The sequence below is a fragment of the Rhizobium indicum genome (assembly GCF_005862305.2).
GTDB classification, from domain to species: Bacteria; Pseudomonadota; Alphaproteobacteria; order Rhizobiales; family Rhizobiaceae; genus Rhizobium; species Rhizobium indicum.
This window is the reverse complement of record NZ_CP054022.1, coordinates 245,069-271,084: the sequence shown is the minus strand read 5'-3', so window position 1 is coordinate 271,084 and position 26,016 is coordinate 245,069. Positions and strand designations below refer to the sequence as shown.

The window sequence follows — 26,016 nt, the reverse complement described above, 5'->3', positions numbered from 1 at the left end:
GGCCATCCTCCTAAGGCGTTAACGCGGCCGCGAGCCTTCCCAGGCGCTCTGCAACAAAGCCCGGATCGCTTCCCGTTCGATCGGGCGCGGGTTCCAGTAGGGGTTCCGGGCGGCGAGTTCCGCCGCACGGTCCAGATCGGCTTCCTTCATACCCAGATCGCGCAGCGCCAAGGGCGCGCCGATCGAAGCGGCAAAATCATAAAGACTGCTGCCCAGCGAGCCGCCGAAAAGATCGGCAGCCGGTTTTAGCGCATCCGCTGCGGCTACGGCGTTATAGGCAGCAGAATGGGGAAGAATGACAGCATGGGTTTCCGCATGCGGCAGATCGAAGCTACCGCCCAGCGTATGGCAGAGTTTGTGATGCAGCGCCATGCCAACTGCTCCGAGCACCGTGCCGCACAGCCAGGAACCGTAAAGCGCTTCGCTTCGCGGCTCGATGTCCCCAGGGGCATTGACAATTTGAGGTAAAGCCTGCTTCAGCGCGCGCAGGCCCTCGACCGCCATCATTGATGAAATGGGATTGCGATCCTGCGCATAGAGACCTTCGAGCGCATGCGCCATTGCATTGAGCCCGCTGCTGACGCTGATGTTGACCGGCAATCCCAATGTCAATTCAGGGTCGTAGATCACCACTTCGGGCAGGATGCCGGGTCCGCGGACCGTCGTCTTCTGCCCATTTTCTGTCTGGCCGAGGATCGGTGTAACCTCCGATCCCGCATAGGTCGTCGCCACCACAATTTGTGGCGCGTCGTTGCGATAGGCGATCGCCTTGCCGAGACCGATCGTCGATCCACCGCCGATGGCGACGACGCAATCGGCGCCGGCTGCGTTGTATGCCGCCATCGCGCGCTCGGTCACATCGACCGGCGTATGCATCGTCGCATCGTGGAATAGTCCCGCCGCAAGCGGACCGAGGGAAGCAGCGATCCGTTCCACCTCCGCTTTCTGGTGCGGGGTCGAAAGGATCAGGGCGCGTTTGCCGCCCTGTCCTGCAATCGCCTCGGCGAGACGGTTCAACGAGCCACTCCCGAAGAAGACCTGGGCCGCGCTGGCCGTGTATCTGAAAGGTGTAACCATGCTATCGATCGAGTTTGAATAGTGAAACCGCGTTGGTGCGACCGATCTTCAGACGGTCGGCTTCGGAGATGGTCGTGCTGTCGAACCAGTTTGCAGCATGATCGATGTTCTCGAATGGCCAGTCCGTCGAGAACAGAATTCGGTCCGCGCCGATTTCCAGCATAGCATCGATAAGCGATTGGGTGCGGAAGTTCCCCGACGTCGTGATGTAGAAATTCTCGTTGAAATAATCGGCAATCGGGCGTTTGGCCGGATAGCTCTTTTCCACCTTGACCCACGCATTCCGGTTGTCGATGCGCCACATCATGTATGGCAGTCCCTCGCCCATGTGGCCAACGATGATCCGCAAGGCCGGATGTTCGTCAAAGAGGCCGGATCCCATCAAGCGCAGCGCATGAACGGCGGTCTCCTGCGCGAACGCCCATGTCGGACCCATCAGCCAGGAATGGCCAGCATAGATCCGGCTATCCTGCGGCAGCGGGTTACGCGGATGCAGATAAAAGGGAACGTTGAGTTTTTCGACTTCGGCCCAGAACGGACGGTATTGCGGCAGGTCGTAGTAGAGCGGTGTCGTTCCGTCGCCTTCCTGCGAGAAGCCGTTGACCAGTGCGCCGACGAAACCCAACGTCGTCACGCAGCGCTGCAATTCCTGTGTTGCGGCATCCGGATCCTGCAGGGGCAAAGCTGCAAATCCCAGGAAACGGTTCGGGTTCTTGACGCATTGCTCCGCCAGAAAGTCGTTGGCGCGTCGGGAAATATCCAGGGCCTTTGCCTTATCCGGGATCGCCTGCACGGCCGGAGCGTTGAGCGACAGGATCATTTTCTCAATGCCGTGGGCATCCATCAGCCGCAAACGCTTGTCCTGGATATCCAGAAGACGGGCGGACAGTTCCGTCCAGTAGTCGCCCGGCACGAATCCAGCCGAATCCTGCAGCGTCTCGGGAATGGCGAAGTGTTCTTCAAGCGCGATCTTGCCTTGCACGATATGCTCTCTTTCCTGTCTTGAATCGAAATAATGGGGATGGCGGATCAGAATTGTCCCTTGGGCGGAAGACCGAGCAGCTGCTGGCCGACCATGGTGCCCACGGCATCCCAGTTCATGGAAATGTGGCGCCCGACAGCATTTGCATCGCGCCATGCCCGCTGGACGGGGTTGGACATCTGGAGGCCGAGGCCGCCTGTCGATGCATTGAGTGCTTCCACGGCCCGAAGAGCCAGGCTGACCGCAAAAGACTGGCTCCGACGGGCGAGAATCCGATCTTCCTCGGTGATCTCGCCGGTGCCATCCTCGCGGGCCTGGGCCAGTTGCTGTGCCCGGGCAATATCGCGCAGAATGATTTCGCGGGCGGCATCCACGGATGCGGAGGCTTCCGCCACGCGAAGCTGGATCGTCGGAAACTCCGCGATCTTGTTGTTGCCACCGGCAACTGCACCACGTGTCACACGTGTCCCGATCTGGTCGATATAGCTATCCAGTGCGCCCTTCGCCGCACCGACGGCTGCGCTGCCGAGGCAGAACGGAACGCCCATGAGAAGTGGAATGTTGAAAAGCCCGATACCCTTGTAGCCACGTCCCCCCGGCGTTCTGCCGGAGGTCGCATCCGGAAAGCTCAACATGCGGTATTCCGGAACGAAGACATCCTCGAGGATCAGGCTTTTTGAGCCGGTGCCCGCGAGGCCGACCACGTCCCAGGTCTCGGCAATGGCATAATCGCTGGCGGGAACCAGAAGGAACGCCGGCACAGGACGCTCCCCCTCGCCGTTTGGCGGAATGATCGCCGCACAGAGCGCCCATTGGGCATTTTCGCATCCGCTCGCAAAGGCCCAATCGCCGGATAGCCGGAAGCCACCCTCGACGCGTTCCGCCATGCGGACCGGCGCATAGGAACCGCAGAGCAGCGCATCCGGATTGCTGCCCCACACCTCCTGCTGAACCCTTTCATCGAACATGGCAAGGAGCCATTGATGCGCGGAAAGGAGGCCGGCAACCCAGCCGGTGGAGGCGCAGGCCGACGACAGCTCGATATTTGCATCGACAAGCTCGACAAAGGATCCTTCGTCGCCGCCAAAGCGGGCCGGCTTGACGATATCGAAATAGCCGGCGGAGCGAAGCAGATCGATAGAGCGCGCCGGCACACGGCCGGATTTTTCGGTGTCGCGCGCGCCGGCACGGATTTCGTCCAGCACCGGGGCGATGCGATCTGCAAGACATGCGGTCTTGACCCGCGCCGAGGCGGGAAACAGGGCGGCTGTATTGTTCATGGAACTACCTTCAGTTCTGGGATGCAGGAAGCGCGTGCTGTGGCGCGCAATATTTCGAATTCTCGTACATCAGCGCGATCGTGTCGTCGGAATGGCGTGTATCCACCACCTGCCCGATGAAGATCGTGTGCGTACCATAGGGAACTGCGCCCATGCGGCGGCAGACAACCGAGGCATGAGCGGAATTCAGCACCATCATGCCGCGCTCATGGCGAACCCAATCGGCAGCGTCGAACCGACGCTCAGGAGCAATCTTGCCGCTGAAACCTTCCGATACGGCTGCCTGCCTGTCGGTCAGAATGCTGACTGCGAATTCCGGCACCTCAAGCAGCATGTCATGCAGGTAGGTGCGATTGTTCAGGCAGATGATAAGAGATGGCGGATCCATCGAAAGTGATGTGACGGCGGTGGCCGTCATTCCATGATCCGAACCGTTGCGACAAGCAGAAATGACCGTCACCGTCGCCGGGAAACGGCGCATGGTCGATCGAAACGCATCGCTGATGGGTGCGGGGGCCGGCGCTATATCGAGGGCAGCAGTGGCAGACATGATTTCCTCCCGTGTCTCCTTGGCATCTAGATTATTGCATTTGCAACTATTGTCAATGCAAGTTTATAAATTGGGCGGGAAAATGCTTGCCTTACTCAGCCTTTCTCGACGGCTGAAAGCCAATCGTGTTGTCATTCCGGTAATTTAGGTGCATGTCGGAGAGAGCCCTCAGCAAGCGAAATCCCGCCAGCAGACAGAGACATGTACAAACTTACCGATTCCGTTCCGTATCTTCTCAATCGCGCCGGCGTGCGGATAGCCGAGGTATTCGCGCAGAGAATCGCTGAAGACAATCTCAGCGTGGCGATGTACCGGGTTCTGGCCATGCTCAAGGAGCGCCGGGAGAGCACCCTGGGGGATCTCGCCGACGTCGTCTCTGTCGAGATTTCGACGCTTTCGCGCCTCGTCGGCACACTGGCCAAGCGCAAGCTGGTGTCGAGAACGCGTCCGGAAGATAATGGCCGTATCGTCATCGTAAGACTGACCCCGCAGGGTGAGGCGCTGACGGAAAGGCTCATGCCGCTTGCCGTCGAGCTTGAACGCACTGCGGTTCAGGACATGTCGGACGAGGAGGTCGCAGCACTGAAGAAGGCGCTGCGCCGCATGCACAGCAACCTGCCGGCAATGTCCGGAAAGGGAAAAGTTGCGAGCTGAAAAGTTTGCAGTTGCAAATATTTTATTCGCAAGTATTTAATAGCGTGTCATCGTTGTCTTGACATAGCCCGTTTGCGGGTGAGTCTGGCGCTGGGAGGAACCACGCCGGCAACGATCCAGGAGGGTTTGTACACGGATCGACGCGGACCTGCCGCTGGCAGGAGCGTACTTCCTGTACGCAAATGTATGGGGAGGGAAAATTGGCCATACAAGATCTCGCTATTATCAACGAACGCGTTCGCAGCCCGAATATCATCATCGCCCTTTGCGGTCTGCTGATCCTGTTCGACGGCTACGACCTGATCGTTTACGGCGCAGTCGCGCCGGCGTTGCTCGGTGAAGCCAGTTGGGGCCTGACTCCGGGCATGGTCGGACGGGCTGCCTCCATCACCCTGTTCGGTATGCTGCTGGGCGCTCTCGTTGCCGGAACACTTGCTGACAGGATAGGTCGTCGCAAGGTCATCATCGGCAGTCTTCTGAGCTTTTCCGTGATGATGATCGGCAGCGGTCTTGCGCCGAACTTTCTCGCTTTCGAGGGAACACGCTTTCTCGCCGGCCTGGGGCTTGGAGCTCTTTTTCCGACGGTAACCGCTTTGATCATCGAGTTTTCTCCGCCGAAGCGGAAGGCAATGGCCTATTCGATTGCTCTTCTCGGTTACCTGGCCGGCGGCATCATCTCGGGTATCCTCGGAATGCTGCTGATACAGAAATACGGATGGCGCCCACTGATGATTATCGGCGGTGCACCGATCCTGCTTCTGCCTTTCTTCATCCGCCTCATCCCCGAGTCTCCCGAATGGCTGGCAACAAAGAACCGCCAGACCGAAGCCAACCAGATCGCAAACCAGTACGGGCTGCCCAATCCCGTAGCCAGGCCCGTTGCGTCACGCCAGGTGGGCATCCGCTCGCTGTTTTCCGAAGGTCGCCTGCTGCCGACGTTGAACGCATGGGGCATTCACTTCTGTTCGCTTCTGCTCACATTCGGCATGGTCAATTGGCTTCCGACCATCATGAACAAGATGGGCTATGACCTCGGTTCTGCCCTCCTTTTCTCCGTAACGCTCAATCTCGGAGCGGCCGTCGGCCTCCTGATCGGCGCAAGGATTGCCGACCGCGGAAACGTCAAAATAGTCGTGGCAGGCATGTTTCTTCTCGGAGCCTGCTCGATCTGGTTGCTGACGCAAGTGGATCAGGGCCTCCAGGTTTATGGTCTCGTCGCACTTGCCGGTACGGGAACGATCGGCACGCAGATCCTCGCCAACGTTCTCGTTGGAAACCTCTATCCGGTCGAAATCCGTGGAACCGGCCTTGGCTTCTCGCTCGGCATCGGCCGTATCGGCGGCATGATAGGACCGGCCATCGGCGGTGCGGTTCTGGGTGCGGGCCTGGCTCCGCAGTGGAACTTCTACATCTTCGCATCGGTCGGAGTCTTGGGATGTGTCCTCGCGCTCATGACGTTGCTGTATCGCAAAAAGGCTGATTGACGGCCAGATTGCCGGCAGGTCTTACATCCAGAACCTGCCGGCAATGCAAACCTTGTGAAGCTGATTCCCGATCATAGCCGACGGCTTTACGCGGTCACCGAGGCGAAAGACCGGAGGCGCAAGGACAAGTGGTTTCTGCCGCCGGCACGCTGGCGATCGAGCAGGTCGGCTAAATCGCCTTGGAAAACAAGCTAAATAGTCGACGAAGCAGCCGAGATCCCGTATGCCGCTCATATGTCGATCCGACAGGCAATAGAAAGTCATAACGATGGCAAACCCGCCCCGCAGATCTGTCAATCCAATGGATGCTGCCGAAGCGTTGTTCAAACCCGCGAAGAAGAAGCCGGAGCAAGCTGTTGAGCGGCCGGCGTTGCCAAATACAAAGGAGCTTGTTTCGCTCAAGATCGACAGTGATGTCCTTGCCTATTTCCAGGAAGATGGCCCTGGCTGGCAGGATCGGATCAACGACATTTTGCGCGCCGCGATGAAGAACAGGTTCTGACCCTGTTGCACCATCTTGTAGGCCACGGGTGGTTGTTGTGATGCCGAAAGCACTGCACCGGCTTCTCCGCAGCGGCGTTGTCCATGTTCTCTTCGCCTTTTTGGCAATGGGCAGCTGGGCGGTTTTCGCCAATCGCGCGCACGCCATGCCATTGCCGCTCTACGCCGGCCTTGTGCAGGGTACGATATCCGCCTTCCTGACGCTTTTCCTGAAATCTGTGATCGACTGGCTTTCGAAGCGCTTCGTCGGATCTGCGCGATTTTGGGCGCCGCCTCTCATTGCTTGTCTCGGCTCAGCCAGTATTCTCGTGGCAATCCATGCGGCGACCGGTACACCGGAAATACTCAAGACCATCGCATTTCCGCTGCTCGTATCGACGAGCTACGCGGCAATTTACAATTATTCGATCTCGGCAAGACGAGGTTTCGATACATGATGGGAAGGCAGCTGATCCCATTTTGCGGACACTCCTCCTGCACACGGTAACAAGCAGTCGCAACTGCTGCAGAAGCAGGGCGTGTCCGCGGTAGACTGTCACTCCTTCACCGCCCCGGTCATCGATGAGACGTAGTAGTCCACGAAGAACGAGTAGAGGATGACCACCGGAAGCGAGCCGAACAATGCGCCCGCCATCAGTGCCCCCCATTCGAAGACGTCGCCGCGCACCAGTTCGGTCAACACGCCGACCGGGATGGTTTTGTTTTCCGAGGACTGGATGAAAGTCAGCGCATAGATGAATTCGTTCCAGGACAGCGTGAAGGCGAAGATGCCAGCTGAAATCAACCCGGGTACTGCGAGCGGCAGAATGATCTTGGTGAGAATCTGCCATCTGTTGGCGCCGTCCACCAGCGCGCTTTCCTCCAGCTCGAATGGGATCGACCGGAAATAGCCCATCAGCAGCCAGGTGCAGAAGGGAATGAGGAAGGTCGGGTAGGTGAAGATCAGCGCCAGCCGCGAGTCGTAGATCCCGAGCTTGAAGACGATGAAGGCAAGCGGAATGAAGAGGATCGACGGCGGCACGAGATAGGCGAGGAAGATGACGAGGCCAACTGAACGGGAACCGGTGAAGCGGACGCGCTCGATGGCATAGGCGCCGAAGACTGACGCCACCAACGAGAGGAAGGTGGAGCAGACCGCGACCAGCATCGTGTTCCACAGCCAGCCCGGATAGGATGTCTCAAGGAACAGGTATTTGATGTGATCGAGCGTCGCTCCCACCACCCAGAAGGGGCTGTAGTTGCTGTAGTCGGTCAGCTGATCGTTCGGCTTCACCGCGGTGATCGCCATCCAGTAGAACGGGAAGAGCAGCACGACGACGAAGACGGCCATCGGCAGGTAGAGCATTACGATCCGCCGCGGCAGGCGGTTCAGATAGCTCATGCCTTCGGCATTGTCGGTTACGACCTGATCGGCGGCGTTTGAATTTATCGACATCATCACTCTCCCTAACCCCAATTTGGCTCTAACCCTGGCCTTAATCCTGGCCGCCCTGTTGCCATTTGCGCCGTTGCAGCCCGAAGAAGCTGAACATGATGGCGCCGAGCAGGAAGGGCACCATGGCGACCGCGATCGCCGCACCTTCACCGAGCTGACCGCCTGGAATGCCGCGCTGGAACGATAGCGTCGCCATCAGATGTGTCGCATTGACGGGTCCGCCCTTGGTCAGCACGTAGATGAGCTGGAAATCCGTGAAGGTGAAGAGCACCGAGAAGGTCATCACCACGGCGATGATCGGCGTCAGCATCGGCAGCGTCACGTAGCGGAAACGCTGCCAGCTCGTGGCGCCGTCGAGCGAGGCGGCCTCCTGCAGCGACGCCGGAATCGTCTGCAGCCCCGCAAGCAGCGAGATCGCCACGAAGGGAATGCCGCGCCAGACATTGGCGACGATGACGGATATGCGCGCATTGATCGGGTCGCCGAGGAAGTTGATCGGTCCGCTGATCAGCCCGAGCTGCATCAGCGACCAGGAGATGATCGAAAATTGGGAATCGTAGATCCACCAGAAGGCCAGCGCCGAAAGCACCGTCGGCACCACCCAGGGAAGCAGCACGATGGCTCGGAAGAAGGACTTGAACGGCAGGTGCTGATTGAGCAGCATCGCCAGCCAGAGGCCGAGCGCGAATTTCAGCACCGAGGCAACGGAGGTATAGAGAATGGTGTTGAAGACCGACAGCCAGAAGACGCTGTCGTCCATCAGGAACTGGTAGTTCTCCAGCCCGATGAAGATGCCGTCGCGGCCGATCCTCGTATCGGTGAAGCCGAGCCAGACACCAAGCCCCAGCGGATAGGTCAGAAAGCAGACGAGGAACACCGCCGCCGGCAGCATGAACAGGAAGCCCAGCACATTGTTGTTCTGCAGGAGCGAGGAGATCGGCCCGCGTCTATCCTCCGGATTCACCATCGACATTGCTTATCTCCCAGATTGCACTGAACTCCCAGAGGACTTTGCGGCATGCCGAAGCCGGCATGCCGCTTGTTTTGAAGCGCGGCTCAGACGCGATAGTAACGGTTTGCCCGCCGTTCAGCTTCCTTCATCGCATCCTCGGGCGACATCTGGCCGGTGACGGCGGCCGCATACATGTCGACCAGAACGTAATCGGCCATGGTCGCTGCCGAGGCATAACCGAGTGGGCCGGCATAGCCGTTCGGACGCAGCTTTTCCGAAGCACGTGCATAAGGCGCGTGGATCGGATCGGATGTCCAGATCGGGTTCTTGGCGAAAGCCTTGAGCGGCTGGCAGCAATAGGCGCTTGAGCCCTGGATCCAGGCATTCATCTGGTCGGCTTCCATCATGAACTTGATGTAGGCCTTCGCCGCCTCCGGATACTTCGTATGCTTGAAGAGAAGCAGTGAGCTCGTCTGGAAAAGCTCGACGCTCTGGCCAACCGGGCCGACGGGGAAATTCGTCGTGCGGATGTCCTTGGCGATCTCGGCGAGCTTCGGGTCGTTCTTGGCCGTGTAATAGACCGAGACGCCGTTGGCGATCAGCGACACCTGGCCCGCGAGGAAGGCGCGGTTGTTGTTGACGTCCTGCCAGCTTTCCGTGCCTGGAATGAAGGTCGCATAGAGCTCCTTGGCGTAGTTGATCGACGCCAGCGTTTCCGGGCTGTTGATCGTCACCTTGCCGCCTTCGTCGACCATCTTGCCGCCATGGCTCCAAAGCAGCCAATGGGCGTAGTTGTTGCCGTCGCCGACGGCCTTGCCGTGCGGGAAGCCGGCCGGCGTGCCCTTGGCTTTCATCGCCTTGCAAAGCTCGAGGAAGCCTGCCGTGTCTTTGGGGAACTCGCTGAAGCCGGCTGCTTTCACGTGAGTGTCGCGATAGACCACCGCATTGCCGATTGCCGCCAGCGGCATGGCGATGAAGGTGTCGCCGCGCGCGGCATAGCCCTTCACACCGTCATACCAGCCGCCATATTTGTTGCCGAGATAGTTGGCGAGTTCGGTCAGGTCGACCAGCTTGTCGGGATACTGGTGAGCGTCATCGAACCAGCACATGATGAGGTCCGGGCCGGAGCCGACATTGGCCGCGACGGCAGCCTTCGGGCGGATATCTTCCCAGCTTTCCTTGTCGATGCGCACCTCGACGCCGGTCGCTTCGGTGAACTTCTTTGTGTTGGCAAGCCATGCCTCCTCGTCGCCCTTGACGAAAGGTGTCCAGCGCAGCAGCCGCAGGCTGGCGCCGCTTTCCGGCGTGTAGGTCGGTTCAGCCTGCGCGAGGGATGGCCGAATGCCGAGGCCAGCGGCGCCGGCAACGGCAGCCGAGGCGGCAAGAAAGTCACGTCTCTTAAACCTCATGATATTCCTCCTCTTCAAAAAAGCGGGCGCGAACTCCCCGCCATTCACCTCCCGCTTGGTGAACGACGGTCCTTGCATCCCCGAAACGGGGTGCTGCCGGCCTGCGGGCGACGGGGGCTCCTCCGCCCCGCGCAGCCGCCGGACGGCGTCAGTCGGTCAATCTCCGGCCGCTCTCGGCATCGAAGAGATGAACATGCGCGGCGTCGATCGCAACGCGCAGGGTCTCGCCCGGCCGCGCGCTGACGCGTTCGCGGAAGACGCAGCTGAGATCGCTGCCGCCGAGCCTGAGAATAAGATGCGTCTCGTAGCCGGTCGGCTCGATCACCACGATTTCACCGGGCAGGCCATTGGCATCGAGCAGGATGTATTCCGGGCGAAGCCCGTAGACGAGGTCGCGCCCCAGGGCGTCGGCAGGCGGATTGGCAACCGGCAGCGCCGTGCCGTCCGGCGCCTTGAAACTTGTCGGGTTTTCGGGGTCGAGCCTGCCCTTGATCATGTTCATCGCCGGCGAGCCGATGAACCCGCCAACGAAGAGATTGGCCGGCTTATCGTAAAGCTCGAGCGGCGTGCCGATCTGCTCGACAACGCCGTCATGCATGACCACGATCTTGTCGGCCATGGTCATGGCCTCGATCTGGTCATGGGTGACGTAGACCGTCGTCGTTTTCAGCCGCTGGTGCAGTTCCTTGATTTCGGCGCGCATGGCGACGCGCAGCTTCGCATCGAGGTTGGATAGCGGTTCGTCGAACAGGAAGACTTCCGGATCGCGGACGATCGCCCGCCCCATGGCGACACGCTGGCGCTGGCCGCCGGAAAGCTGGCGCGGATAGCGGTCGAGCAATTTGTCGAGACCGAGGATGCCGGCGGCATATTTCACCCGCTTCTCGGCTTCCGCCTTCGGCGCCTTGTTCAGCATCAGCGAGAAACCCATGTTCTCCTGTACCGTCATATGCGGATAGAGCGCATAGTTCTGGAACACCATGGCGATGTCGCGGTCCTTGGGCGGCAGCGTGTTGACCACGCGCCCGCCGATCTTGATCTCGCCGCCGGAAATATTCTCAAGTCCCGCCAGCATCCGCAGAAGAGTGGATTTTCCACAACCCGACGGGCCGACCAGGATCACGAACTCCCCGTCGGCAATGTCGATATCCACGCCTTTGATCACCGGAAATGCTCCGAATGATTTCCGCACATCCGCGAATTGAACGCCTGCCATACCCACTCCTCCCAGAAATCGAGCGCTACATGCTATGTATTCGTATTTTCGTATATCTTGCCGGCGGCCCTATCTTCTCAAGTCCTTCTGCCGCCGCAATCCCGCATATGCGGGTGTGCCCGGGCGGTACTCTCCTCCTATGGGGCGGTTTCAGCCCAGCTCAACCTCATCCGGACGCACCCGGAGCGTCTTCGGCGAGGTAGACCTCGATCAACTCGTCCACCGTGGTTTCGGCGACGAAACCCAGTTGCGTCGCGCGTTCGGGCGTAAAGGACTTCGGCCATCCGGCGACGATCCCCTCAATGACCTCGTCGCGGCGACGATCGATCAACTCCGCCGCCTCGGAACCGGCAGCACGCCGCAAGGCGGCAATCTGGTCGGCAACGGTAGCGGCGACGCCCGGCATGGTGAGCGTGCGCCGGACACCCAGCGCCGCCGTGTCGAGCGTCGCAGCATGGATCAGGAACTTGATGGCGGAACGCGGGCTTGCCAACCAGTGCTTGACCGTTTCCTCGACCGGAAGAACGGCCCGCTGGCCTGCAAGCGGTTCACGCAGGATTCCGGAAAAGAATCCCGATGCGGCGGCATTCGGCGCACCCGGCCGGATCACGATGGTCGGCAACCGAATTCCGACGCCGTCGATAAAGCCGCGCCGCGAATAGTCGGCAAGCAGAAGCTCGGAAATCGCCTTCTGGACTCCGTAGCTGGTGAGAGGTGCGAGCACATAATCATCGGGAATCGGATCGGGAAACGGCGAGCCATAGACCGCGATCGACGAGGAGAATACGAACCGGGGAACATAGGCTTGGCGGCTTCCTTCCCGGCGGATCGCTTCCAACAGCAATCGCGTGCCGTCGAGATTGACCTTGTAGCCGAGGTCGAAATTGCGCTCGGCTTCACCGGAAACGATCGCGGCGAGATGGAAGATCACGTCGGCCCGGCGAGCCGCCAGGGCTTCCGCTGCGCCGCTTTCGGAAATATCGGCAGCCAGCGCTTCCGCCGGCACGGAGACGTCGGCGGGCACAGGCGGAGGCGTTACATCCACAAGCGTCATGCGCGTGATTGTATCGCCGCCGAGTGACCCGCTGCGCCCCAGTGTGGCGGCGAGCTTCCGGCCGATCATTCCTCCCGCCCCGATAATGAGAATATGCATCGTGTTTCGCCTCCCTGCGAACTACGAGAAAAGTAACTTGGTCGTCGTATAAATACGGGTTTCGTGGATTGCGAAGGCCGCGGCCGCGGCATCCGGGTCCCGCGTCTCCAAACCAGCGAGGATCAACCGGTGATCGGCGATGCTCGTGGCGATACTCCCGGGCTGCGATACGACGCGCCTTCGGTGGCTCAGAAGATAGGAATAGAGGTCGGCGGCCATATCAGCCAGCACCGCGTTGCCGCTGGAACGGTAGATAGCGGTGTGAAATTCCCGGTCACATATCAAAAAACGAACAGGATCGTCACAGGCGGCCTCCTGCGCTGCGATCGACTTGCGGAGATAATCAAAAGTTGAAGGCTCCATCTTGAGCGCGGCAGCCCTGACGACCTGTGCTTCGATAAGAAGCCGGGCCTCATGAACATTGTCGAGACTGTAGGCCGCGATGTCGCGATACCGCGCAGCCTGGACGGCCAATTCGCCGACGTCCTCCGATGCCACCACTGTGCGCGTTCCGTGCACAACCGAGAGAATCCCATGGGTGGAAAGGATCAGGATCGCCCCACGGACGGTCTCGCGGCTGACCGAGAGTGCGGAGGCGAGCTCCCGTTCGCTGGGCAGCGGGTCGCCGGCTTTGAGGATGCCGGTGGCGATGAAGGTCGCAATCTTCTGGACGACGAAGTCTTTTATCGACTTCTTCGGCGCTCCACCGAGCGCCGCAACGTCGTCTTCGAGCATCGCTCGAACGTCCATTGCTTTTTCCTCCCCACGCTCAGGTCTACTGGTCCGGTAAGTGGACCAGTAGACCTGAGCAAAAGAGGATTGTCAACGCATGATGGCACGCGATCTACCCAACCGTTATTTGGAGCAGTTTTGTGAATGGCAATATCAGCACGCCGAGAAAACCAGCTGATCACAGTGCCGGACGGACTGTAGTCCGATAACGCTCAAGCCACTTTGGAGACTTTCCCGAGGAGCTTGATCGCCTGTTCCAGCGGACGCTTGCCGTCACTGTAATCTTCCCAGGCGGAAGATTTTGACAGCAGGCCGGAACGGTGCGCGGGCGCCGGCGGCTCCGCGGTCATCGACGTCGGAGGCTTTCTGGGTATCGGCGCGAAGCCTGTTGCAGTTCCGATCTTGGATCTTGAGTCATGCGCGATGAAGACGGCGACGTTCATGCCTTTACGAGCTGGACCAAGGACGAGCTCAAGCAGATGCCCGTGTACCGCGACTGAGCGTAATCATATGATGCCTTCCGTCCTGGCGTAGTCGTTGACGCTGCAGAGCGGAAGGTCCATCTACTCGTACATGGCAAAACCCAAGACCACCGACGATGCGGAGCTGATCAAGGAGTGGCCCCTATCGACCGCAGCCACGCTCGGATCATCCGTTCGCGCGAAGGGGATTCTGCTGGAAATTCGCGCACGTCTGCCTTTGGCGGTGAGAAAGTCGCTCGAAATCGAGGCGGGTGCTCTGACATTGGCGATGGCTGAAACGGCGAAGAGTGCGTTCCGTGCTGCTTCGTCAGTCGTTTCCAACGCGCTCGAAGACATCGAAAGCCTGCCTGTGATCCCCCGTGAAATCCAGGATATCCTGACGATCTCTACTACCGAGAGACATCGCTGGCTCAGCGACGGGCGATTGCCCAGTGCAGGAACCCGCACGGTGAAGCTGCGTGGGCGGGCGAGGAAAATTACCTTCCACGTATTCGACCCGCGCGTGGTGGAGGACATCCTCGACCAAGACCTGGTGACAGTCTGGCGCGAAGAGGATGCTGAAGCTACGGCCGAGAAACGACGACGGGCAGCCTTGAAAGCGAAGTTGACGCGTTCGCTGAAGACCAAGGCCAAGACCCCTTCCAAGCCTGATGCCGCCCCCGACGATGCGTCACGTTCGAAACCTCTCGGCTGGGAAGAGTTCAGTCGCGATGGGTTGCTCCGCTAAGGCGGCGGAACCTCTGCAACGCAGTCTTCGATCCCTTCCCAATAGTCGCCGAAGGCATTTCGGCGACCGGGCACACAATGCGTGACTCCATCCCTCGCGTCTCACCGATGTCCTTCGTTCTAAGGCTGGAGACACTTTTCGGCGGCTTCAATCCGCAACTCTGTCTAACGGTGTCGATCCGCTGATCACTTCTCGCAAAGCTTGGCCAAGTTCTTCTCCAGACTTCGCCGGAGGGCGCCAGAGATTTCAGTCTCAAGTCCTTTGACGATGTCGCCGAACCTGCCACCGGTCTTCACGATCTCGATGGAGGTCTCGGTCATCTTGCAGGTCGTAAGGTCGACCTTCAGCCGAACCTCAGCGGTCGCTGAAAACCCTCCTTCTACCAGCGCTTCGTCCGAGGTCTTGCAAGCAAGCGTGCCGCGGGCGCTCGCCTCCGCGGTGTTGCCATTCACCGACAATTGCAGGTTTTCGATCTTCACGGAATCGAGCTTGTCGACGCCTACCTCCACACTGATGCCGAAGCTCGATACCTTGGTCTTCAACGACCTGCATGGCTGCGCATCTCCGATGGCCCTCTCCAGGGCATTCGGTGCCTGTGCGTTGGCGAAGGAGCATAGCTGGAGGAGAGAGACTCCTGCAGCTAGCAGGCCTAAACAATTCCGCATCGCTCTCCCATCTCCCTGGATTTCATGCAGGTGCCTCTGAATGATAGGGCGGGATCGGTCTGCGGGAAAGGCAATGACGGTTGCCCGACCATGACCGTCGCACAATGAACTTAGACGTCAAATATTGTCTAACGACCGATGGAAACTACGTCGTTTGCAGTACGAGCTCGTGGCCGCGGCGAATGGCGAGCCACATCCCTCGCATTCAGATCCGATTATCTGCCCTGAAAGATCCTGTGTCGTCTTTCGAGCCACTCGTCGATCTTCCCGCGACTGTTTCGGAAACTGTAAGCACAGGAACCGCATCTCTGCGGATCGCTCTTAGAACACTGATCTGTTCGAAAGAAAGTGATGATCTTTCAGACCGGTATTGGCTTCATGAGCGGCGACTGTGTTCAGGAACCGGTCGAGCATCGAGTTGAAGCACTCCGGCTTTTCCCAGAAAGGCGCGTGACCAGCACCTTCCACTACATGCGCTTTGCCTTCGAAGAGCAACTGGATGTTCAGGCCCGAAAAATAGCTGAGTTTGACAAAGGGGTCATAAAATCCATTCACAAAAGCAATGGGTATATCTGCCTGTTCGACGGTGCGGCGCTGATCCACCCCCTGCCCCCGCAACATTGCGCGAGAAAAAACGCTCCTTAGTCTCCCGTCTGCGCGCGCTATAGCATCGCGAAAGGAGGGGTTGCTCGTGTCTCCAAAGCAAAGAGACTGAAACCGCTCCACGTCACGCGACGTAAAGTTCTCTTTTGATGCCAGAAGAACATCAAATGATGGATGGAATCCCCGCAGCATTCCGAGGAGACCGCTGGGGACCGGTGGCGTGCCGCACAACATCAGGCCCGAAATGCCGTTGCCGCTGCCCGCCATCTCAATCGCGACGTGACCGCCAAGCGACCATCCGAGCACGGGAAAGCGATGAAGCCCCAGGCGGGCTGCCACCTCTCCTATGCAGTCGGCAAGACCGGTGACAGTGTAAGTTGACTGCGGATCTCGAGCGTCGCTCGATTCGCCATGTCCCGGAAGATCGAGCGCAATCAGACGCCAATTCCGGGACAAATGGCTGTGTAGTTGCCGTGAAAAGACCGTCCGTGAGCTGCCGGAACCGTGTATCATAACCAGTGGTGCAGCGCCATCGATAGTGTCACTGATGCGTACAGCGCCGTGGCTGGTGTCGATTGTACAGTGAAATACGTCCATAAGCTGCGACCCCTAAAGCGCAGCCAAAATCTTGCACAAAAATATCTACGGCAGGTGCATGATCATCGTAAACCAGATCTAAACCAGGCCGTGCAATCACGACACGTTTCGGTGCGGTTACGTATCATACATCAATCATTTGCCTTGGCGTTTTATACGGGTTAGGTCTGTCGCAGCAGCAATTGTAACCAACCTTTCAAGCTGGGTATCGAGATGCAATTTCTTCTGGACTTCATTATTTCGATCACCAGCCTGACTATCGTCGGGTCCTACGCGTGGTCGTTGCGTGGCCACTTCAACTCACCGAAGATGGAAGCCGGAGCAAAGCTGATCACCGTCGGCGTCATCGCGACGACGGCGTTTTTCCTGTACCTGGTTTGGTCCGAGACGCAGATGCTATGGGTACAGGTAGTAGGACTGGGATTTGAAATCGGGTCGGCGGGCTTGTTCTGGTGGGCGGTGTCGGCGTCGCGAGAGGCCAGGTTGCGCTTTGTGTTCACCCTCGATCATCCAGATAGTCTTGTCACCGACGGTCCCTATCGCTACCTGCGGCACCCTTTTTACACGTCCTACCTGCTCTTCTGGTCGGGGTGGGCGCTGGCATCTTGGTCGATATGGTCGATCCTGCCGGTCTTATTTTTTACGGTTGTCTACGTGATTGCAGCCCGCAATGAGGAGAGGAAGTTCTCCCTATCACCGCTGGCATCCGAATATGAAGCCTATCGGCGCAAGACGGGCTTGCTGACACCGTGGTTCGATTGGCGGTAAACCCGCCTCCGAGGGAGGGTACGCATGATGGAACCGCGTCAGACGCGATGAAGTAGTACCACGAGGCAGCGGCCCGATAGGCGACTGACCTCTCGACGATGCGATACAGCAATCAGCGTCGAAAGCCTCCGACCGATGGACTTTTCGGACTGCTCCACGGAAACTGTCGATCGTGGCCAGGCGAGTGTCGTTGCCTGCAACAAATCCAACTTCAACACCACGGCATTAGTCCGACGCCTGGCCCGGCTGTCCCCACGGTGGATCGCCGGGCGGGACCCGAACTCCCAAAGCAATTCCGGTTTGGGCTAACTATCACCTCGAACCGGTCCGCGGTAAGCCCCTCAATCAAGCCGTGACCCGAGCCTTGGCAAGGCGCTTGATCGCCTGTTCCAGTGGCCGTTGGCCGTCGCAATAGTCTTCCCAGGCCGACGATTTCGCCAGAAGCGCAGGAACGGTGCGGATGGTGAAGCGCTTGGGGTCCAGATCTGATTTGACCTGCGTCCAGCTGAGCGGCATTGAGACGGTGGCTCCCGATCGGGCGCGCGGCGACAAAGGTGCAACCGCCGTTGCCATGCGGTCATTGCGCAGATAGTCGAGGAAGATCCGGCCGTTCCGCAGGCTCTTCGTCATCTTGATGAGATAGAGATCGGGATTGTCGCGCGCCATCTGCTGGCAGACATCGTGCGCAAAACCCTTCGCTTCAGCCCACGAAAGCGGCTTGCGCTTGTTGACCGCAAGCGGAGTGACGACGTGCAGACCCTTGCCGCCGGTCGTCTTGCAAAAGCTGATCAGACCCAGCGCGTCGAGACGGTCCCGCATTTCGCGGGCTGCCGAAACGACCGCGGAGAATGGCACGTCCGGACCTGGATCAAGGTCGAAGACGAGCCGGCCGGGCACCTCAGGCTGATGCGGTTCGCAATTCCAGGGGTGCAGCTCGACGGCGCCGATCTGCGCGACGGCAGCCAAGCCTTCGACCCGGTCGATTTGCAGATAGGGCTTTTTATCGCCGAAGACCTTGACCAGTTCGAGAAGGTTCGAGGTGCCGGGCATCGCATGGCGTTGGAAAAACTCCTCGCCGCCGATCCCGTCTGGCGCGCGGATGATGGAACATGGCCGACCCTTGATGTGCTCTATCAGCCAGGAGCCGACGGCTTCGTAGTAACGGGCCAGCTCTTCCTTGGTGACGGGTTTGCCGTCATTGGCATCCGGCCACAGCGGCTTGTCCGGGTTGGAGATCAGCACCCCCATGACCTCCGCCTTGGCGCCTTTTTTGCGGGTAGGTCTGGCCTTCGCCTCCACGGCCGGTTGCGGCACGTCAGTTTGCGCGGGTTTTGCCGGCCGTTCCGCCTTGACCTCTTTGGCCGGCTTGTCTTCCCGCAGTCCCTTGAAGGCCGCCTGCCGGACAATGCCGTCGGCGGTCCAGCCAGCGAATTCGATTTCCGCCACGAGCTTGGGCTTCAGCCAGGTGACCTCGGCCTCCTTCTTCGGCGCGCCGATGCCGGTGAAAGGCGATTTCGCCGTTTCGAGCGCTTTCAACTTCGGAAGCAGCGTTTCAACCGTCTTCGCGCCATATCCTGTGCCGACGCGGCCGACATAGACGAAGTGGTCGCTGCGGTAGACGCCGACCAGCAGGGATCGAAATTTCCCATTGGTCTTGGCATAGGCGCCGATCACCACCTCGTGGCCGGCGCGGCATTTCGACTTCGCCCAGCTTTCGGTGCGGCCGGATTGATAGGGTGCATCCGCCTCTTTCGAGACGATGCCTTCCAGTGAGAGTTTGCAGGCAGACCGGAGAACTGCATCACCGCCGGTGTCGAAATGCTCGACGAAGCGGATGCGCGGATCATTGCCGGCGTCGGAGAGAAGGCTTTGAAGCCGCGTCTTGCGCTCGATGAGCGGCAGAGATCGCAAGTCCTCGCCACCCTCATAGAGAAGATCGAAGGCGAAATAGACGAGCTCGCCGGTCTTGCCTTCCGAAAGGGCCGCCTGCAGGGCAGCGAAATCAGGAACGCCATTATCGTCCAGGGCGCAGATCTCGCCGTCGATGATCGCATCGGGCAGCGTCGATGCCGCCTCGGCGATCTCGGGATATTTTGCCGTCCAGTCGAGCCCTTTCCTGGTCTTCAGCGTCGCCTCGCTATCCAGCACTCGCATCTGGATCCGGTAACCGTCGAACTTGATCTCGTGAAGCCAGCCGGTGCCGGCCGGAGGGCGTTCCAGTGTCCGGCAGAGCTGCGGCGCAATGAAATCCGGCAGATCGACCTTTGTGACCGGTTTCGATTTCCGACCGCCTCCGACGTTCTCTTTTCGCTCTTCGGCAGCCAGTCCGTGGTTGCTGTCCCAGACGGCATCAGCCTGAACGTCGCCATCCTCGATCATGAAAGGCTTGGGCTTTCGTCCCTTGCCGGCGGCAATCATCTCCATGGTTCGGCCGGAGGCGACAGAGGTGTTGTTCTCCTCGAGGATCGCTTCGCCATTGTTTTCGACGGAGAACTCATCATGGTGTTTGATGAGCAGCCAATTTGTCCGGTTGCCGCCGTTGCGATCATTGCGCATGCGCACCAGCACGAAGCTGCCGTGCAGGCGTTTGCCTTCCAAGGTGAACTTGAAGTCACCCTTGGCGAGTGCCTGCTCGGGGCTCTTATTTCCTTCCGGTTCCCAATAGCCCCGATCCCAGAGCATGACCGTCCCGCCGCCATACTGACCTTTCGGAATAGTGCCTTCGAAGTCGCCATAGTCGAGCGGATGATCCTCGACCTCAACTGCCAGCCGCTTGTCGTGCGGGTCGTGAGACGGGCCTTTGGTGACCGCCCAGGATTTGAAGACGCCATCCAACTCGAGCCGCAGATCGTAGTGCAGCCGGGTGGCATCATGTTTCTGGATCACGAAGCGACGGCGATTGCTGCGCGCGAGGCGTTTTTCGCCGCTTGGCTCATCCGTTTTTTTAAAGTCGCGCTTCGACCGATAGGTCGATAGTTTGTCACTGGCCATGGTCGTTCCCGAAAGCAACCCCGACAGCGAAATGCCGCCTGGCGGCTGGAAGTTCCATCAGAGTACTCCTCCAGCCGTCAGCGGACAAAACGGCTGGGATAGACGAGAAAAAATTTCACCACCTTGTCGCATCGTTCTCTTGCTTGAAACGTTAATTGCCACCACCGGGATGCAAACATGCGCGCTGATCAATGGCTTTCTCTTCTCATCATCGCGCTGATGATGGGCGCGTTCCTGTGGGGGCGTTATCGATACGATATAGTCGCCGTAAGCTCCCTTCTCGCTGCAATCATTGTCGGCATCGTCCCTGCCAAAAATGCTTTTTCCGGCTTTTCCGATGACATTGTTATCATCGTTGGCAGCGCGCTCATCGTCAGTGCGGCGATATCCAGATCGGGGATTATGGATGTCGCCTTGCGCAGATTTTCTCCCGAACGACGCGGGCCACGGATGCAGCTGATCATTCTGGTTGCCATTGTCGCAGCCCTGTCGGCTTTCATTAAAAACATTGGTGCGCTGGCGATCATGATCCCGGTCGCTGTGCAAATGGCCCGGAAATCACGCGTATCACCGTCGATGTTCCTGATGCCGATGTCTTTCGCCTCTCTGCTCGGAGGGCTTATGACGCAGATCGGCACATCGTCAAACATCATCGTTTCCCGGGTGCGCGAGGAGATCACCGGGCAGCCGTTCATGATGTTTGACTATACGCCTGTCGGCCTGGCGCTCTCGGTCGCCGGCGTTGTCTTTCTGGCGCTGTTCTACAAGCTGCTGCCTGAAAGATCACGGGTCGAAACGTCGATGGATGAGGCGGTGGCGATCAAAAACTACACGACCGAGGCCAAGGTCACCACGCCATCAGGGGCAATCGGGCGGTCCGTCAGCTGGCTGCAGAAGCCGGCGGGCGGCGATGCGATGGTGACTGCGATTATCGGTGGCAACGGCCAAAGACGAACGCCCCTTCCCGACACGGTGCTTAAGGATGGCGACCTTCTTATTATAGAGGGGGAGCAGAGCGCCCTCGACAAGATCGTCAGTGAAGCCAAGCTTCAACTGTCCGACCGTAAACACGAGCCTGAGACCCGCCAAGACATCAGTTCTGTTGAAGCTATCGTTGGCGAACATTCCCGATTGATCGGCGTCAGCGCAAAAGACGTTTCTCTCTTCCACAATACCGGGCTCAACCTTCTTGCCGTCAGCCGCCGCGACAGGCGCTTCACCGAGCGCCTGGGCGAGATCAAGATCCGCAATGGCGACGTCGTGGTCTTGCAGGGCGACTTGCAGAAACTACCGGATCTTCTACGCGAATGGGGATGTTTGCCGCTGGTCGAACGAGATATGAAGCTCGGCAACGCCCGCAATGGCATGATCCCCGTCATTATCCTGATGGCAACGATGGGGGCGACAGCCTTCGGGGGCATTCCCGTCGCGACAGCGTTTTTCGCCGCCGCTTTTCTGATGGTGGTCACCGGATCCGTTCCTTTGCGGGAAGTTTATCAGCATCTCGATGCGCCCATTCTGATCATGCTGGCCGCTCTCATTCCGATCAGCGACTCGCTCAGGACCACAGGAACCACCGACATCATCGCGGACCTCCTCTCGCGAACCGCCGAAATGCTCCCGCCCTTCGGTGCCTTGGCTCTGATCCTGGTTGCGGCCATGGCCGTAACCCCGTTTTTGAACAACGCAGCGACGGTTCTGGTCATGGCCCCGATCGCCGCGACCTTTGCCGAGAAGCTGGGCTTCAGGCCCGATGCCTTTCTGATGGCGGTGGCAATTGGAGCCGGCTGCGACTTCCTCACGCCCATCGGACACCAATGCAACACGCTCGTGATGGGACCGGGCGGATATCGATTTGGTGACTACGCCCGACTGGGTCTGCCGCTCTCGCTCATTGTGGTGATCGTCAGTGTGCCGATCCTATTGCTGGTTTGGCCGATTTGATTACAACTGACACCGGGCATTGCGGCGACCGACAAGAAGGTTTGAAGCAGATGTGTTCCTCACGCGGCGACGTCGGGAATAGGCAAGCCTAGGATCTCGGCATGTTTGCAAAGCTTCGCCCAAGTTGCATCGCCGACCGGCACGCCCTCTTCCAACGCCGCGCGGCGCCTTCGCGCCGCATTGTCGCCCGGCATGCGAACGGGGCCATTGTTCCAGGGCGCCGGAGGATTGCTGCGGCATGCAGCGGCGAGAAAATCAGACTGCGCCGTAAAGGCGTCCAGCCCGGCGAAAAAGGCGGGATCGATGACCTGAAGGAAAGCGCTTTGCGAAAACACACCGGACGGCGTGTTGGCCCGTCCTTTGCCGGAAAGCCCCTGCCCCAGCAATTCGACGATCAGCCCGAGCCCAAAACCCTTGTGTCCCTTCAGCTGACCGCCAAGAGGCATCATTGTCCCGCCCCGTTCCGTCACCTCGCGCGGATCATCGGTCGGCTCGCCTGCGGCGGTGAAAGCCCAGGCCTCAGGAAATTTCTTGCCGGCCTTCGCCAGGTTTTGCGTCATGGTCGTGGTGGTGATCGAGGCCGAGACGTCGATCAGGATCGGATCCGCAGACGTCGGGAAGCCGGCAGCCATCGGATTGGGTGTCAGGAGCGGCTTCGTGCCGCCATAGGGCGCAACGCGGCTCGCCGCGGGATGCGAGACCGACAGCTGTACGATGAGGCCCCGTTCGGTCACCTGCCGCATGAAGGCTGAAAGCGCGCAGGTATGGTGGCAGTTGCGGATCGCGGCGGTGACGACGCCATGATCGCCGACCCGTTCGCAGGCCTGCTCGATCGCCTTTGTCAGCAGCCATGCGCCCGGCAGGGATTTGCCGTCCCAAACAAAGGCTGCGCCGCGGTCATTGACGACCTCATAGCTGCCGGACTTTGCCAGCGAGCCGTCTTCCAACGCCTCGACATACCAGTTCAAAAGACTGACGCCATGGGTTTCGTGGCCGATCATGTCGCCTTCCACCAGGACGGTGGCAGTCGTTTCGGCCTTGTCGGCCTCCATGCCGGCGCGGGTCAATATCTGCTTTGCGAATTGAGTCAGGGCAATGCGGTCAATCAGGGGCATCGGCATTTCTCCCTCACGTCATGGAAAGCACGGGCCGCTGTTCGCGGCGGCCCGTGGTTAAGTGCAGCATACCGGCTTACTTGAAGCGGATCTGCGACAGCTGCAGTTCGGAATTCGTCGCGATCGTCGGCTTGAAGTCGAGACGCGGCGAGACGCGGGTGAAACCGACCATGTGAAACATCGGGATGTCGGCGATGATTTCGGTGTTCACCTTGGCGAAAAGCTCCTTCCAGAGTTTTGTGCGCTCGTCGCCGGTGGCAGACGTCGCCTTGGCGATCAGCGCGTCGACGGCGGGATCGCGAACCATGGAGTGGGAACCGTCGGTCGCGTATTTCACGAATGCGGTGAAGACGGGGTCGCCGGTCGCGTTGTCGTGCTGCGATTGGGTCAGCGTCGGACCAGAATCGGCGACAAAGGGTGCAACGAAGTAGCCGTTCCACACGGACACGTCATACATGTCGAGCTTTACGTTCAAGCCGACTTCCTGAAGCATCGCCATCATCGCTTCCATCGCTTCGGTGGCATTGGGATATTGCCCATTGCGACCGATGATGCGGATCTCACGATCGACCGGGACGCCGTCCGCTTTCGCTGCTGCGACCAGTTCCTTTGCTTTTTCGGGATCATAGGGCCAAGCGGGGATATCGGCATTGTAGCCGATCGTGGTCGGCACGACGAGCTGTGTCGCGATCTTCGCCTGTTCGGGGAACAACGTTCCGAGCATCGCCTGACGGTCGATAGCGAGGTTCATCGCTTCGCGGATGCGCCGGTCGTTAAGGGGTGCTGCGCGCGTATCGATGCGCAGCGATGTCGTCTCCGAATTCGGGTAGGCGAAATCGGTTTCCTTGTTGGTGGCATCCTGTACGGATACCGCCGGAACAATATCGGCTTCGCCGGCATCGACCATGGCGGCAGCAACGGCGCTGTCGGAGCGGAACAGATAGGTCGCCTGTTCCACCTGGGGTTTCTCCCCCCAATATTCCGGATTGCGTTTCAGCACGATTGACTGGCCGATTTCCCATTTGTCGAACGTATAAGGGCCGGTGCCAATCGGCTTGCGGGTGAATTCGTCGGCTGGTGTCGCCTCGGCCGATTCCACAGCCATCACCGTCATCAGAAGCGGAAGAATCGGCTGCGCCGGTTTTGTCGTAATCCGGATCGTGTTGGCATCGGGCGTTTCGAAGCTGAACTCCGTGCCGCCGAAATATTTGCCGCCGGTCTCACAGCTGAGCTTCTTATTCTTGTTGCGCTCGATGGTGAATTGGACATCCTTGGCGGTGAACGGCTTGCCATCGTGCCATTTGACATTCGGACGCAGCTTAAACTCCCAGGTGTCGTCATCGATCTTCGACCATTCCGTCGCCAGGCGGGGCTTGAGGCCGCCATTGACGTAGTCGAATTCCACCAGCATCTCGTTGACGTTTTCGGAAATGACCCGGCCGACGTCCTGGCGCGCTGCCATACAGGGTTCGACGACATCGACGGTTTCGGCAAGCACAACAGTGACGTTGCTCTTGGCATCCTGAGCGTGCGCCGTACCGCCGCTCAGCGCGAGCACCGTTGTTGAAAAGCAGGCAGCTAACAAATGCAGTTTCATTTCGTTCTCCTCCCATGCGCCTTTGGCGCTCCTCACAGTGAATCTGCGTCCCGTTTCCGGTGCTCCGGCATCCATCTCCTCATGGTTTTACAAAGCACAAGTGCACTAATATACTAGTTAACGACGGCCTTCAACTCAGGCGCTCCGAAGCACGGAGCCCTCAACCGTGTCTGGAACCCTTCATTTTTACCGGGCCGAGGCAATCAGTTCGCGCATCATCTCGACTTCCTCGTCGGTGAGATCCGTCAGCGGCGCCCGCACCGGTCCCGCCTCAAAGCCGCGCAAGCGCACGCCTGCCTTGACCGCGGATACCGCATAACCGGCTTTGCGATCGCGAATACGGGCAAAGGGATAGTAGAAATCGCGCAGCATCTGTTCACAGGCTGCGTCGTCACCGGCAAGGAATGCCTTGTGGAATTTCAATGCCGTTTCAGGCACGAAATTGAAGACTGCGGAGGAATAGGTCGGCATGCCGGCTCCGCGATAGGCCTGGGCAAACAGTTCGTGTGTCGGCATGCCGCCGATATAGGAAAGGCGGTCGCCGAGCGCGATCGTGACACGGCGCACCGTATCGATGTCACCGGTTCCATCCTTGAAGCCGATCAGATTCGGGCATTCGTCGGCAAGCTGAGCAAGCTGCTCGGCCGAAACCCGCGCCTGGCCACGATTATAAACGGTAACGCCCATATTGGTGGCCTTGCAAACGGCCCGTACACGCGCGGCAATGCCATCTGCCGGCGCCTCGGTCAGGTAATGCGGCAACAGAAGAATGCCGTCGCCACCGGCCGCCTCGATCTCGCGCGCCATGTCGCAGGCAATACGCGTGCCGTAGCCGCATCCGGCAATAACAGGTGCATCGCCGGACACGGCGCGGGCGGCCTTTACCACCTCAACCACCTCACCCGGCGTCAGCGAGAACAGCTCACCGGTGCCGCCGGCAACGATCAGGCCGGCAACGGGGTAGGATGACAGCCATTCCAGATGCGCTGAAAACGGCTTGGCGGCAAACCGGTCCTCGGCATCGAAAGGAGTGACGGGAAAAGACAGCAGGCCGTTGCGAATGATCTCGCGAAGTTCCGTCGGGGCAATCAATTTGGCACTC

The 26,016-nt window shown here is 59.5% G+C and carries 23 protein-coding genes and 1 pseudogene; 8 read left to right on the top strand and 16 right to left on the bottom strand.

The annotated features are described in order from the left end of the window. Window positions 1-18: 18 nt before the first annotated feature. Genes FFM53_RS25680 through FFM53_RS25665 form a run of 4 tightly spaced genes read right to left on the bottom strand, consistent with a single transcriptional unit; the run spans window position 19 to window position 3,889 of the window. Window positions 19-1,077 carry a maleylacetate reductase gene (locus tag FFM53_RS25680; RefSeq protein WP_138333002.1) on the bottom strand — a complete coding sequence of 353 codons (1,059 nt, stop codon included), beginning with the start codon at window positions 1,075-1,077 and terminating at the stop codon, window positions 19-21. A gap of 1 nt (window position 1,078) precedes the next feature. Further along, complete coding sequence (gene tsdA / locus FFM53_RS25675) at window positions 1,079-2,059, bottom strand: gamma-resorcylate decarboxylase (protein ID WP_138333004.1); 981 nt, start codon at window positions 2,057-2,059, stop codon at window positions 1,079-1,081. A 47-nt stretch (window positions 2,060-2,106) separates the two neighbouring features. Then, entirely contained in the window at window positions 2,107-3,339 is a 1,233-nt protein-coding gene (locus FFM53_RS25670; RefSeq protein WP_138388944.1) for a flavin-dependent monooxygenase, read from the bottom strand. Between the two features lie 10 nt (window positions 3,340-3,349). Beyond that, window positions 3,350-3,889, bottom strand: a complete 540-nt coding sequence (locus FFM53_RS25665; protein WP_138333008.1) for a flavin reductase family protein — start codon at window positions 3,887-3,889, stop codon at window positions 3,350-3,352. A 201-nt stretch (window positions 3,890-4,090) separates the two neighbouring features. Between FFM53_RS25665 and FFM53_RS25660 the strand changes: the two genes are divergently transcribed. The 4 genes from FFM53_RS25660 (at window position 4,091) to FFM53_RS25645 (ending at window position 6,965) form a co-directional block, all read left to right on the top strand. Beyond that, window positions 4,091-4,543: a MarR family winged helix-turn-helix transcriptional regulator gene (locus FFM53_RS25660; protein ID WP_003562469.1), complete on the top strand. Its 453-nt coding sequence runs from the start codon at window positions 4,091-4,093 to the stop codon at window positions 4,541-4,543. Window positions 4,544-4,725: 182 nt separating this feature from the next. Next, a complete protein-coding gene (locus FFM53_RS25655; RefSeq protein ID WP_171597935.1) occupies window positions 4,726-6,027 on the top strand; it encodes an MFS transporter in 1,302 nt (433 codons plus the stop codon). A gap of 268 nt (window positions 6,028-6,295) precedes the next feature. Beyond that, window positions 6,296-6,529, top strand: a complete 234-nt coding sequence (locus FFM53_RS25650; protein ID WP_138388945.1) for a BrnA antitoxin family protein — start codon at window positions 6,296-6,298, stop codon at window positions 6,527-6,529. Window positions 6,530-6,569: 40 nt separating this feature from the next. Continuing rightward, window positions 6,570-6,965, top strand: coding sequence for a hypothetical protein (locus tag FFM53_RS25645; protein WP_138388946.1), 396 nt, complete (start codon window positions 6,570-6,572; stop codon window positions 6,963-6,965). 98 nt (window positions 6,966-7,063) lie between these two features. Here the strand turns inward: FFM53_RS25645 and FFM53_RS25640 are convergent, their stop codons facing one another. The 6 genes from FFM53_RS25640 to FFM53_RS25615 all read right to left on the bottom strand — a co-directional run bounded on the left by FFM53_RS25640 (window position 7,064) and on the right by FFM53_RS25615 (window position 13,443). Further along, the gene (locus tag FFM53_RS25640; RefSeq protein WP_003550790.1) at window positions 7,064-7,963 is read right to left on the bottom strand and encodes a carbohydrate ABC transporter permease; all 900 of its coding nucleotides are present in this window, start codon (window positions 7,961-7,963) and stop codon (window positions 7,064-7,066) included. Window positions 7,964-8,003: 40 nt separating this feature from the next. Continuing rightward, window positions 8,004-8,936, bottom strand: coding sequence for a carbohydrate ABC transporter permease (locus tag FFM53_RS25635; protein WP_129417478.1), 933 nt, complete (start codon window positions 8,934-8,936; stop codon window positions 8,004-8,006). Between the two features lie 83 nt (window positions 8,937-9,019). After that, entirely contained in the window at window positions 9,020-10,324 is a 1,305-nt protein-coding gene (locus FFM53_RS25630; RefSeq protein ID WP_138333012.1) for an ABC transporter substrate-binding protein, read from the bottom strand. A 148-nt stretch (window positions 10,325-10,472) separates the two neighbouring features. Further along, complete coding sequence (locus tag FFM53_RS25625) at window positions 10,473-11,540, bottom strand: ABC transporter ATP-binding protein (protein ID WP_138333013.1); 1,068 nt, start codon at window positions 11,538-11,540, stop codon at window positions 10,473-10,475. A gap of 166 nt (window positions 11,541-11,706) precedes the next feature. Next, the gene (gene denD / locus FFM53_RS25620) at window positions 11,707-12,693 is read right to left on the bottom strand and encodes a D-erythronate dehydrogenase (RefSeq protein ID WP_138388947.1); all 987 of its coding nucleotides are present in this window, start codon (window positions 12,691-12,693) and stop codon (window positions 11,707-11,709) included. 21 nt (window positions 12,694-12,714) lie between these two features. Then, a complete protein-coding gene (locus FFM53_RS25615) occupies window positions 12,715-13,443 on the bottom strand; it encodes a FadR/GntR family transcriptional regulator (protein WP_138333017.1) in 729 nt (242 codons plus the stop codon). Window positions 13,444-13,752: 309 nt separating this feature from the next. Here FFM53_RS25615 and FFM53_RS36510 point away from each other — a divergent pair. After that, window positions 13,753-13,925, top strand: a pseudogene (locus tag FFM53_RS36510) (PRC-barrel domain containing protein); the annotation flags it as partial. A 73-nt stretch (window positions 13,926-13,998) separates the two neighbouring features. Further along, window positions 13,999-14,634 (top strand): hypothetical protein, encoded by a 636-nt coding sequence (locus FFM53_RS25605; protein ID WP_138389001.1) that lies wholly within the window; start codon window positions 13,999-14,001, stop codon window positions 14,632-14,634. Window positions 14,635-14,819: 185 nt separating this feature from the next. Here FFM53_RS25605 and FFM53_RS36935 read toward each other — a convergent pair whose 3' ends face one another. Both FFM53_RS36935 and FFM53_RS25595 read right to left on the bottom strand, forming a co-directional pair. After that, window positions 14,820-15,299, bottom strand: coding sequence for an LBP/BPI/CETP family protein (locus FFM53_RS36935; RefSeq protein WP_129417473.1), 480 nt, complete (start codon window positions 15,297-15,299; stop codon window positions 14,820-14,822). Window positions 15,300-15,620: 321 nt separating this feature from the next. Further along, entirely contained in the window at window positions 15,621-16,499 is an 879-nt protein-coding gene (locus FFM53_RS25595; protein ID WP_138388948.1) for an alpha/beta fold hydrolase, read from the bottom strand. Window positions 16,500-16,712: 213 nt separating this feature from the next. Between FFM53_RS25595 and FFM53_RS25590 the strand changes: the two genes are divergently transcribed. After that, complete coding sequence (locus FFM53_RS25590) at window positions 16,713-17,267, top strand: methyltransferase family protein (protein ID WP_138333022.1); 555 nt, start codon at window positions 16,713-16,715, stop codon at window positions 17,265-17,267. A 345-nt stretch (window positions 17,268-17,612) separates the two neighbouring features. Here the strand turns inward: FFM53_RS25590 and ligD are convergent, their stop codons facing one another. Further along, window positions 17,613-20,258, bottom strand: a complete 2,646-nt coding sequence (gene ligD / locus FFM53_RS25585) for a DNA ligase D (RefSeq protein ID WP_138388949.1) — start codon at window positions 20,256-20,258, stop codon at window positions 17,613-17,615. Between the two features lie 177 nt (window positions 20,259-20,435). On the opposite strand from ligD, the gene FFM53_RS25580 reads away from it, so the two are divergent. Continuing rightward, complete coding sequence (locus tag FFM53_RS25580) at window positions 20,436-22,202, top strand: SLC13 family permease (protein WP_138388950.1); 1,767 nt, start codon at window positions 20,436-20,438, stop codon at window positions 22,200-22,202. Window positions 22,203-22,261: 59 nt separating this feature from the next. Here FFM53_RS25580 and FFM53_RS25575 read toward each other — a convergent pair whose 3' ends face one another. The 3 genes from FFM53_RS25575 to FFM53_RS25565 all read right to left on the bottom strand — a co-directional run bounded on the left by FFM53_RS25575 (window position 22,262) and on the right by FFM53_RS25565 (window position 26,006). Continuing rightward, window positions 22,262-23,323 carry an Ldh family oxidoreductase gene (locus FFM53_RS25575; protein WP_138388951.1) on the bottom strand — a complete coding sequence of 354 codons (1,062 nt, stop codon included), beginning with the start codon at window positions 23,321-23,323 and terminating at the stop codon, window positions 22,262-22,264. Window positions 23,324-23,393: 70 nt separating this feature from the next. Further along, the gene (locus FFM53_RS25570; RefSeq protein ID WP_012755645.1) at window positions 23,394-24,914 is read right to left on the bottom strand and encodes an ABC transporter substrate-binding protein; all 1,521 of its coding nucleotides are present in this window, start codon (window positions 24,912-24,914) and stop codon (window positions 23,394-23,396) included. A 186-nt stretch (window positions 24,915-25,100) separates the two neighbouring features. Next, complete coding sequence (locus FFM53_RS25565) at window positions 25,101-26,006, bottom strand: 5-dehydro-4-deoxyglucarate dehydratase (protein WP_138388952.1); 906 nt, start codon at window positions 26,004-26,006, stop codon at window positions 25,101-25,103. Window positions 26,007-26,016: the final 10 nt, after the last annotated feature.